This is a genomic window from Cupriavidus sp. D384 (genome assembly GCF_001652915.1).
Taxonomy (GTDB): domain Bacteria; phylum Pseudomonadota; class Gammaproteobacteria; order Burkholderiales; family Burkholderiaceae; genus Cupriavidus.
The window spans coordinates 192,727-201,963 of record NZ_BBQI01000128.1 but is presented as its reverse complement, the minus strand read 5'-3'; the positions used below and the strand labels follow the sequence as shown (position 1 = coordinate 201,963).

The window sequence follows — 9,237 nt, the reverse complement described above, 5'->3', positions numbered from 1 at the left end:
CAGCGGCGCGGCAGGGATCGAATCGGCGGGGCGGCCCGCCAGTGGCGCGGGTTTGGGGGGCGAAGGGGGTGACGGGGGCGTCGGGGGTGTGGTTTCGGGACGTGCTTCGGCGCGGCCGGGTGTGGCTGACATCTTGGATCTGTCTCGCGAGCGGGGCCGGTCGCATGAGGCGCCGATCCTGTTTTATGAGCAAATGTGCTGAGCCGCTATCGTATGGTTGTCTGCTGAAGCAGGCAACTGCCGCGCGCTGGTCAGCGTGTCTTGCGGAAGGTCAGGTTGATGCGCTCGCTGCCGGTAAGTGCGTGATCACCTGCGGCCAGCGGCGCAATGCCGTGGAATACCAGCCGCGACGGGCCGCCCCAGACCACCACGTCGCCATGCGCCAGCCGCACCCTGGCCGGACGATCCGCCCTGCGCAGGCCACCCCAGAGAAAGATGGCAGGCAGGCCCAGCGACACCGACACGATCGGCGCGCGCAGATCCAGTTCATCGCGATCCTGATGCAGGGAAAGCCGCGTGCCGGGCAGGTACCGGTTGATCAGGCACGCGTCGGGTGCGAAACCGGGGTAGCCGGCAGCGTCGGCGGCGTCCAGCGCCAGCTTGCTGAAGGCGCCGGGCATGCCCGGCCAGGGCCGCCCTGTATCGGGATCGAGCGGGTCATAGCGATAGCCGGTGCGATCGGACACCCACCCCCGCTCGCCGCAATTGGTCATCGCCACCGACATCCGCAGCCCTCCCGGCGTGATCAGGTGCCGGAACGGTGAGCCGGCGCTGACTTCGGCCACCGCCTGCAGCAGCGCAGGCCCCATATCGCGCGCAAAACCGCGCAGGACGACAGCACCCGGCGCCAGCGGCTCGACGGCAGGCGGCGTATCGGGATCGGCAGGAAGGGCGTCGAAGAGGTCGAAAGTCATGGCGGCCGCACATCAGGGCGGAGAACGCCCTCAATTTAGCGTATTTGCGCCTTCCCCATTCCCTCCAGCAACGCCTTGTGAAATGCCGCCGGGTCCTGCATCTGCGGCGCGTGGCCCATTTCGGGGAATTCCACCAGTGTCGTGTTCGGGATGGCCTTTGCCGTGGCCTTTGCCAGTTCCGGATAGCGGCCCAGCTTCGGCTGCACGTCGGCCGGGGCGGCGTCCTTGCCGATGGCCGTGGTGTCCTTGTCGCCAATCATCAGCAGCGTAGGCGCCTGGATGGCGCCCATCTCGTAGACCACGGGCTGGGTGTAGATCATGTCGTAGAGCAGGGCGGAATTCCATGCCACGATCTGCTTGCCCGGGCCGCGGTACATGCCGGCCAGCATCTGCACCCAAGGCTCGTATTCCGGCTTCCACTGGTTCACGTAGTAGGTGGACTTCTCGTAGTTGCGGATGCGGTCGGCCGTGGTGTTCAGCTCGCGCGCGTACCACTGGTCCACCGAGAGTGATGGCACGCCCTTGGCCTTCCAGTCCTCGAGCCCGATCGGGTTCACCAGCACCAGCTGCCTGGTCTCCTGCGGATACATCAGCGCGTAGCGCATGGCGAGCATGCCGCCCGTGGAGTGGCCCATCACGGTGACATCGCGAATGCCGATCGACGACAGCAGGTCATGCGTGTTGCGAGCCAGTTGCTGGAACGTGTACTGGTAGTGCGCGGGCTTGGTCGACTTGCAGAAGCCCACCTGGTCCGGCGCCACCACGCGGTAGCCCGCGCTGCTGAGCTGGCGGATGGTTTCCTGCCAGGTGGCGCCGCAGAAGTTCTTGCCATGCAGCAGCACCACGGCGCGGCCGTTCGGCTTCTCGGGTTTGACGTCCATGAAGGCCATCTCGATGGGCTGGCCCTGGGACGAGAACTTGTAGCGCTGGACCGGATAGGGGTAGTCGAACCCTTCCAGCTCCGGGCCGTAGGCGGGCCCGCTATCGGCCGGCTCGGCCGCGTGGGCCAGCGGGGCCAGGGTGGCGGTCAGCGCGAGGGCGGCGAGCAGGAGGGGGCGAACGCGGGACGGGCGAGAGCTGGGCATGGTCAATGGCCGGAGGTGTGAACGGTGGAGTGGGCAGCGGAGTGGACGGGTCAGGTTGACGCGAGGTAACCATATCGTCGCTCAAATGACCGCGCCTTGCGCGCTTTAGTTCCGGGTCGCCAGCATGAAAAAAGCCCGCCGTCCATCCCGCAAGGCGGGAGAGAGGGCGGGCTTTCCGGGGGCGGAAAGGCCTGTGACGTCAGGCGAACGTATCCACCTCGCCACGTGCCAGCGTGCGCGGTGCGCGCGGCGTGGCAGGGGCGGCCGGTGCCGCCGTATCGTTGCCGAAGCCGGTGGACTGGCCGAAGCTGCCCCCGTTGCCGGCCTGGCGTTGCTGCTGCTGTTGCTGGCCGCCCGAGTTGGCCTGCGCAAAGCTGTCGGCGCCCACCGAGGTCTGGCCCAGCTGGATGCCTGCTTCGGCCATCGACGTGCGCAGGTGCGGCAGCGCGGCTTCCACGGCGGCGCGTACGGCCTGGTGCGGCGATACGAACTGTGCCTGGGCCTGATCGTTGACCACGTTCAGCACCACCTTCAGCGGGCCCAGGTTGGGCGGATTCAGGTCGAGTTCGGCGGTCTGGTTGCCCTGGGTCGACAGGCGCACCATCTGCTGGCCCAGCGCCTGCGACCACTGGCTGTCGCCGACATTCGGGGCGATGACCGGGCGCGCGGCGGCTGCGGCGGCATTGGCCTGAGCAGCCTGCGCCGGCGTTTGCGCGGCGAGTGCCGATGCCATGGTGGCCGCGCTGCTGGCGTTGGTGGCGCCTGTGTCCACGCCTTCACCGGTGCGTGCGCTGGCCTGTGCGGCGGCGAACGGCGTGACCGGCGCCTGCGCCGGCTGGTTGCCTTGAGTGTTGTCGGCCGGCGCCAGGGCGGGCTGGTTCTGATGGCCCAGGTTGGCATGCTGCTGGCCGGCACCCTGGCCGCGTGCGTCCTGCGCGGCGGCCTGGGCCGGCGCCGCGACCGTGGCGGCGATCTTGTCCGCCGTGGTCGGGGCGTTGTTCTGCAGCGCGGCGCGTTGCTGGGCGATCAGCGCCAGCGTATCGGTCGGGCTCGCGGTGGTGCCCTTTGCGGCGATGTCGACGGTGGCGGCTGGCAGCTTGGCGTCGGCCTGCGCCTGCAGGGCTGCGGCATCGGCGGCCGGATCGGCTGCCGTGGTGGCCGTGGCGGCGGCCGTTGCAGCGGCTGCGGCGGCCGCGCCCTGGCCGGACGGCAGTGCCGGCAGGCCATTGATCGCGCCGGCATCGATGCCGGCCGTGCTGCCGGCGGCGGGCGCCTGCGGGGCCGGGGGCTGCGTCAGCAGCGCAGCGGCGGCCAGCGCAGCGGCAGCGGCGGCGGCGTCGCCCGATGCGGTGTCGTCGGTCTTGCCGTCCTGTGCGTCATCGGATTTCGTGCCCGGCTTCGCGGCAACCTTGCCGGTGTCCTTCTGCGGCAGCGCGTTGTTGGCGGCGGGCTGCTGCGGCTTTTGCGCGGCACTGTCCTTCGATGCGTCGGCCTGCTTGCTGTCCTTGGCCGGTACCTTCACCTGCGCGGCGGCCGGTGCGGACTGCTGGCCATCCTGGCGGGCGCGCGACAGTGCGTCCTGGAACGGATTGGCGTCGCCGCCCTTGCCCGTATCCGGCGTCTTGAGGTTGCCGAGGGCTGCGGCGGCGTTGCCGACGATCTGGCTGATATCGATCATTGTGGTCTTTGGCAGGTCAGTTGTGGCCGCTCGCCGGCTGGCGGGCAATGCGGGCCGCGTATTCGTCGTTGGCGCGCTGTTCGCGGCGCGTGGCGATCTGTTGTTCGCGCACTTCGGCGCGCGTGATCAGCGTGTCGAAAGAGTTCTGCCGGCGCTTCTGCTGTTGCCAGTTGGCACGGCCGGCCAGCAGGTCGGCCTCGGCCTTGTCCAGCGCGGCGGTCTGCTGGCGGATGGCATGGTCCAGCGAGTCGAGAAAGCGCGAGAAATCCTGCCAGCGGCTGGACGTCATGCCTTCGGCGGCAATGGCCTGCATGCGCGCCCGGTACTCGTGGCGGTACTCGGTCAGCGCATGGAGCTGCTGCTCGGCCTGTGTCCGCAGGCCCTGCAGGCGGCCCAGTTCGCGGGCGGCCTTGTCGGTGTTGTCCTGGGCGAGGTCGGCCAGCGTGTTCAGCGGCGAAGTCTTAGCCATGGTAGTTTGCTCCGATGGTCGCGTGCAGCTGGGCAATCGACGCCTCGTAGTCGGCGCGCTCGTGGATGTCCTGCTGCAGGAATGCCTCCATGCGCGGATGCAGGCGGATCGCGAGGTCCAGCTCCGGATCGTTGCCGGGCACGTAGGCGCCCACGCTGATCAGGTCGCGATTGCGCTGGTAGCGCGACATCAACTGCTTGAATCGCCGTACGGAGGCGAACTGCGGCGGTTCGATCAAGGCGGTCATGGCACGGCTGATCGACGCTTCCACGTCGATGGCCGGATAGTGGCCGGCTTCGGCAAGACTGCGCGACAGCACGATGTGGCCGTCGAGAATGGCGCGTGCCGAATCGGCAATCGGGTCCTGCTGGTCGTCGCCTTCGGTCAGCACGGTGTAGAAGGCGGTGATCGAGCCGCCGCCCTCCGGCCCGTTGCCGGTGCGCTCCACCAGCGTGGGCAGCTTGGCGAAGACCGAAGGCGGATAACCCTTGGTGGCGGGCGGCTCGCCGATCGCCAGCGCAATCTCGCGCTGGGCCATCGCATAACGGGTCAGCGAGTCCATGATCAGCAGCACGTGCTGGCCCTTGTCGCGGAAATACTCTGCCAGGCGCGTCGCGTAGGCGGCGCCCTGCATGCGCAGCAGCGGCGAGCAGTCGGCCGGCGCGGCCACCACCACCGACCGCTTGCCGCCTTCCTCGCCGAGAATGTTCTCGATGAATTCCTTTACTTCGCGGCCGCGTTCGCCGATCAGGCCCACCACGATCACGTCGGCGTTGGTGTATCGGGCCATCATGCCCAGCAGCACGGACTTGCCCACGCCGGAGCCTGCGAACAGACCCATGCGCTGCCCACGGCCAACGGTCAGCATGCCGTTGATGGCGCGCACGCCGGTATCGAGCACCGTTTCGATCGGGGCGCGCATCAGCGGGTTGATCTGCGCGCCCGAGAGCGGCACTTCGCTGGCGGCGGTGATCGGACCAAGTCCGTCAAGCGGACGTCCGGCTGCGTCCAGCACGCGTCCGAGCAGGCCATCGCCCACGGGCAGGCGCTTCGAACCGGGCTCGCGCGGTGCGCTCACGCCCTTGGGCAGCGGCGACGGTTCCAGCGGATAGACGCGGGCGCCCGGCACCAGGCCGGCCACGTCCGATTGCGGCATCAGGTAGAGCCGGTCGGCGCCAAAGCCCACCACTTCGGCTTCGGCGGTGCGCGGGCCGCCATGCGAATGCTGGCCGCCCGGCAGTTCGATCAGGCAGTCACTGCCCACGGGCATGCGCAGGCCCACGGCTTCGAGCACCAGGCCAGCGGCACGCGTCAGGCGGCCGCAGGCGCGCTTGCTGTCGATCTCGGCGATGTTCGACGAGGCGGTAGCCAGCGCGTCGCGCCAGCGGCCGGTATGGGCTGCGCCGGAAGTGGCGCCGGGCGCCGTGGCCTGGGGTTCATGCATGCGGGGGCTCCCACGGATCGTTGCGGCCCAGGGCCTTGATCACGCGCTCCCAGCGCGTTGCCAGCGAGCCGTCCAGTTCTCCGCTGGCAGCGCTGGCGATGCAGCCGCCGCGTGCCACGGCGGCATCGGCGCGCAGCGTCCACCCGGCGGCTTCGAGTTCGCCCTTCAGGTGGGTTTCCACCAGCGTCACGTCTTCGGGGTTGAGCAGCAGGCAGGGCGCGCCGGACAGCGGCGGCTCGGCGTTGATCAGTTCACGTGCGGCCGGAACCAGCGCGGCCGGATCGATTTCCATCGTCTTGCGCACCAGCTGGCGCGCCACGTCGAGCGCCAGGGAAATCAGCGCATCGGAGATTTCCGTATCGACACGGCCCAGCGCGTCGCGGAAGTTGCCGGCCAGTTCCTGCAGGCGCGCGGCTTCGCTGCGGGCCGATTCCAGGCCGCGGGCATAGCCTTCGCGGTGGCCGTCGCCGTAACCCTGGGTCTGGCCCTGGGTGTAGCCCTGAGCGTAGCCTTCCTTGCGGGCGCCGTCGCGCATCGCGTCCAGCGCGGCAAAGTCGATCGGGGGCGGGGGCGGAGGTTCGACCGGCAACTGCGCGGCCAGCACCTTCTTCAGGGCATCGCGCGGATCGAGCGATTCGGGCTGCCAGCGCTTCCAGGCGTCGCCGCCCATGCTGGAGCGCACGGGCGGCTCGAAACCCTGAAAGCCTTCGTCGCTGCGGTGGACATTGGTGAGCCCGCCGGAGAGACCACCCGACAGGCCGCCCGACAGGCCGCCGGAAAGCTTGTCCGGGCCCTGCGCCGCGCCAGGCGCGCCGAAGAATCCGGGATCGCCGCGGCCCGGGCCGCGGCCTGCGGCAAAGCCGCGTTCAAACGTAGGCATCGTCGCCTCCGCCAATCTGGATTTCGCCCGCCTCGGCCAGGCGTCTCACCACCTGCAGGATGGCCTTCTGTTCGGCCTCGACCTGCGACACACGCACCGGACCCAGGGCGTCCAGGTCCTCGCGCAGCATTTCGCCGGCACGCGTCGACATGTTGCGGATGAACTTGTCGCGCAGTTCCTGCTGCGCGCCCTTGAGCGCGACGATGAGCGATTCGGTCGCCACTTCCTTGAGCACGCGCTGGATGCCGCGGTCGTCCACTTCCAGCAGGTTCTCGAACAGGAACATCTCGTCGATGATCTTCTGTGCCAGGTCGGCGTCGTGCGTGCGCACGCCGTCGATGACCGCTTCCTCGTGGGCCGTGCTCATCAGGTTGATGATCTCGGCCGCCGTGCGGACACCGCCCATGCGGCTGCGCTTCAGGCTCTGGCCTGCCAGCAGCTTGGTCAGCACGTCGGTCAGTTCCTGCAGCGCGCCCGGCTGCACGCCGCCGAACGTGGCGATACGCAGCACCACGTCGTTGCGCAGGCGTTCGGTGAAGAAGCCCAGCACTTCGGACGACTTCTGGCGGTCCAGGTGGATCAGGATCGTGGCGATGATCTGCGGATGCTCGTCCTTGATCAGTTCCGCCACCGTGTTGGCTTCCATCCAGTTCAGCGAATCGATGCCACCGCCCGGATCGCGCGACTCCAGGATGTCCTCGATCACCGACAGCGCGCGCTCCTCGCCCAGCGCCTTGTTCAGCACGCTCTTGATGAACGAGCTGGAATCGACGTTCAGCGCCAGGTACTGCTCGGTCTCGCCGCGGAATTCGGCCAGCACCTCGGCCATTTCCTCGCGGGTCACGGCCGACAGGTTTGCCATGGCGGAGCCCAGCTGCTGCACTTCGCGCGGCGACAGGTGCTTGAACACCTCGGCGGCCGAATCCTCGCCCACCGCCATCATCAGGATGGCGCTCTTCTGCAGGCCCTTCTCGGCCGCTCCCTTGCTAGCGTTAGCCTTCGTCATTTGCCATCCAGGTCTTGATTACGCTGGCGACCAGGCGCGGGTCGCGTTGCGCGGCGTCACGCACCAGGGCGAGATCGCTTTCATATTTCGCGGCCAGGCGCAGCACTTCCGGATTGGTTTCCTCTTCCGGCGGCGGCAGCACGGCTTCGGCTGCGGTGGCTTCCGTGGTATCGGTGGTGGCGGGCAGAGCCGGTGCGGTGTACTTGCGCAGCACCGGACGGGCCACCTTGAACCACAGGAACACGGCCAGCAGGGCAAGCAGCAGGTAGCCAACGCCGGTCTTCGCCAGGTCGATCATCTGCGGTTGCTTCCACAGCGGCAGTTCCGGTTCCGTCTTGCTGTCGGACGTGAACGGGCTGTTGACCACGTTGAGCGAATCGCCGCGTTCGGCCGAGAAGCCCATCGCTTCCTTGGTCAGGTTCTCGATCTGGGCCAGTTCCTTGGCGGACAACGCCTCGGTGACCGGCTTGCCCTTGGCGTCGACCTTGCTGCGGTAGTTCACCACCACGGCCACCGACAGGCGCTTCACGCCGCCCGGCGCCTGCTGCACGTGGCGCACGCTGCGGTCGAGCTCGTAGTTGGTGGTGGCGTCGCGGCGGTTGCTGCTCGGGCCGGTCTTCTCGGCGGTCTGCGTGGCCTGGTTGGGCTGGGCCTGGGCCGGCGGGTTCGGCTGGCCGGGCTGGCGCGGCGGCTGCGGCGTGGTCACCGGGGCCACGGCGGCGGCGGGCGGCTGGTTGGACAGCGCGCCGGGCACGCCACCCACGGCCGAACCACCCTGCTGGTTCGATTCGCTGGTCTGCTGGCTGCGGATCGCGGCCTTGGTCGGGTCCTGGTTCGGCTTGAAGCTTTCGTCGGTATGTTCCACCGACGAGAAGTCGACATCGGCCGTAACCTGGGCATGGACGTTTTCCTTGCCCAGGATCGGGGCCAGGATCGATTCCACGCGCTTGACGTAGCTCTGTTCCACCTGCTGCACGAACTTGAGCTGGGTGGCGTCCATCGAACGGTCGTTGCTGCCAGACAGCAGGTTGCCCTGCTGGTCGACGATGGAGATCGATTTCGGCGTCAGTTCGGGCACGCTCGACGACACCAGGTGCGTGATGGCGGCCACCTGGCCTTCATCGACCGCGCGGCCCGGGTAGAGCTGCAGCACCACCGAAGCGGTGGGCTTCTGGCGCTCGCGCACGAACAGCGTGGGCTTGGGGATGGCCAGGTGGACACGGGCCGACTGCACCGCGCCGATCGACTCGATCGACCGTGCCAGCTCGCCTTCCAGGCCACGCTGGTAGTTCACCTGTTCGGCAAACTGGCTGATGCCGAACTTCTGGTTGTCCATCAGTTCCATGCCCGTGGTACCGCTCTTGGGCAGGCCCTGGCTGGCCAGGCGCAGACGCGTCTCGGCAACCTTGTCGGACGGCACCATGACGGCGCCGCCGCCTTCGGCGAACTTGTACGGCACGTTCATCTGCTGCAGTGACTGGATCACTGCACCGCCGTCGCGCTCGGACAGGTTGGTGTACAGCACCTTGTAGTCCGGCTGGCGCGACCACATGACGCCCACGGCAATGGCGGCAACCAGTGCCGCGCCGCCCAGCATCATGGGCAGGCGCGGATTGCCCTTGAGCTTCTCGACCAGGGCCGCGCCGTTCGGCAGGGTGGCGGCCGCGTTCATGCGCACGTCTCCGGCTTGGCCGGGCATTCCCTGCCCTTACCACTCTGGCCTTCGCTGCCGTTAATCATCTCGGCACGGCTCACTTTACG

8 protein-coding genes are annotated in these 9,237 nt (G+C 68.5%); all 8 read right to left on the bottom strand.

All coding sequences use genetic code 11. The annotated features are described in order from the left end of the window. Positions 1–251: 251 nt before the first annotated feature. The gene (gene alkB, locus A9J21_RS28725; RefSeq protein ID WP_066741929.1) at positions 252–914 is read right to left on the bottom strand and encodes a DNA oxidative demethylase AlkB; all 663 of its coding nucleotides are present in this window, start codon (positions 912–914) and stop codon (positions 252–254) included. 35 nt (positions 915–949) lie between these two features. Beyond that, entirely contained in the window at positions 950–1,999 is a 1,050-nt protein-coding gene (locus A9J21_RS28720) for an alpha/beta fold hydrolase (protein ID WP_066741926.1), read from the bottom strand. A gap of 199 nt (positions 2,000–2,198) precedes the next feature. Beyond that, positions 2,199–3,677, bottom strand: coding sequence for a flagellar hook-length control protein FliK (locus tag A9J21_RS28715; protein WP_066741923.1), 1,479 nt, complete (start codon positions 3,675–3,677; stop codon positions 2,199–2,201). Positions 3,678–3,693: 16 nt separating this feature from the next. Continuing rightward, the gene (gene fliJ / locus A9J21_RS28710; protein ID WP_066741920.1) at positions 3,694–4,146 is read right to left on the bottom strand and encodes a flagellar export protein FliJ; all 453 of its coding nucleotides are present in this window, start codon (positions 4,144–4,146) and stop codon (positions 3,694–3,696) included. Continuing rightward, entirely contained in the window at positions 4,139–5,590 is a 1,452-nt protein-coding gene (gene fliI, locus A9J21_RS28705; RefSeq protein ID WP_066741917.1) for a flagellar protein export ATPase FliI, read from the bottom strand. Before fliI ends, fliJ begins: the two co-directional genes overlap by 8 nt. After that, on the bottom strand, positions 5,583–6,470 hold the full coding sequence (gene fliH / locus A9J21_RS28700; RefSeq protein ID WP_066741915.1) for a flagellar assembly protein FliH: 888 nt from the start codon (positions 6,468–6,470) through the stop codon (positions 5,583–5,585). The genes fliI and fliH overlap by 8 nt, the downstream gene beginning before the upstream one ends. Then, a complete protein-coding gene (fliG, locus tag A9J21_RS28695) occupies positions 6,457–7,476 on the bottom strand; it encodes a flagellar motor switch protein FliG (protein ID WP_066741912.1) in 1,020 nt (339 codons plus the stop codon). Before fliG ends, fliH begins: the two co-directional genes overlap by 14 nt. Beyond that, positions 7,463–9,148, bottom strand: a complete 1,686-nt coding sequence (fliF, locus tag A9J21_RS28690; protein ID WP_066741909.1) for a flagellar basal-body MS-ring/collar protein FliF — start codon at positions 9,146–9,148, stop codon at positions 7,463–7,465. The genes fliG and fliF overlap by 14 nt, the downstream gene beginning before the upstream one ends. Positions 9,149–9,237: the final 89 nt, after the last annotated feature.

Excerpts from the sequence above, each read along its gene's own strand:
- A9J21_RS28720 (WP_066741926.1), bottom strand. The coding sequence starts at position 1,999 with ATGCCCAGCTCTCGCCCGTCCCGCGTTCGCCCCCTCCTGCTCGCCGCC.
- alkB (WP_066741929.1), bottom strand. The coding sequence starts at position 914 with ATGACTTTCGACCTCTTCGACGCCCTTCCTGCCGATCCCGATACGCCG.
- fliH (WP_066741915.1), bottom strand. The coding sequence starts at position 6,470 with ATGCCTACGTTTGAACGCGGCTTTGCCGCAGGCCGCGGCCCGGGCCGC.
- fliG (WP_066741912.1), bottom strand. The coding sequence starts at position 7,476 with ATGACGAAGGCTAACGCTAGCAAGGGAGCGGCCGAGAAGGGCCTGCAG.
- fliJ (WP_066741920.1), bottom strand. The coding sequence starts at position 4,146 with ATGGCTAAGACTTCGCCGCTGAACACGCTGGCCGACCTCGCCCAGGAC.
- A9J21_RS28715 (WP_066741923.1), bottom strand. The coding sequence starts at position 3,677 with ATGATCGATATCAGCCAGATCGTCGGCAACGCCGCCGCAGCCCTCGGC.
- fliI (WP_066741917.1), bottom strand. The coding sequence starts at position 5,590 with ATGCATGAACCCCAGGCCACGGCGCCCGGCGCCACTTCCGGCGCAGCC.
- fliF (WP_066741909.1), bottom strand. The coding sequence starts at position 9,148 with ATGAACGCGGCCGCCACCCTGCCGAACGGCGCGGCCCTGGTCGAGAAG.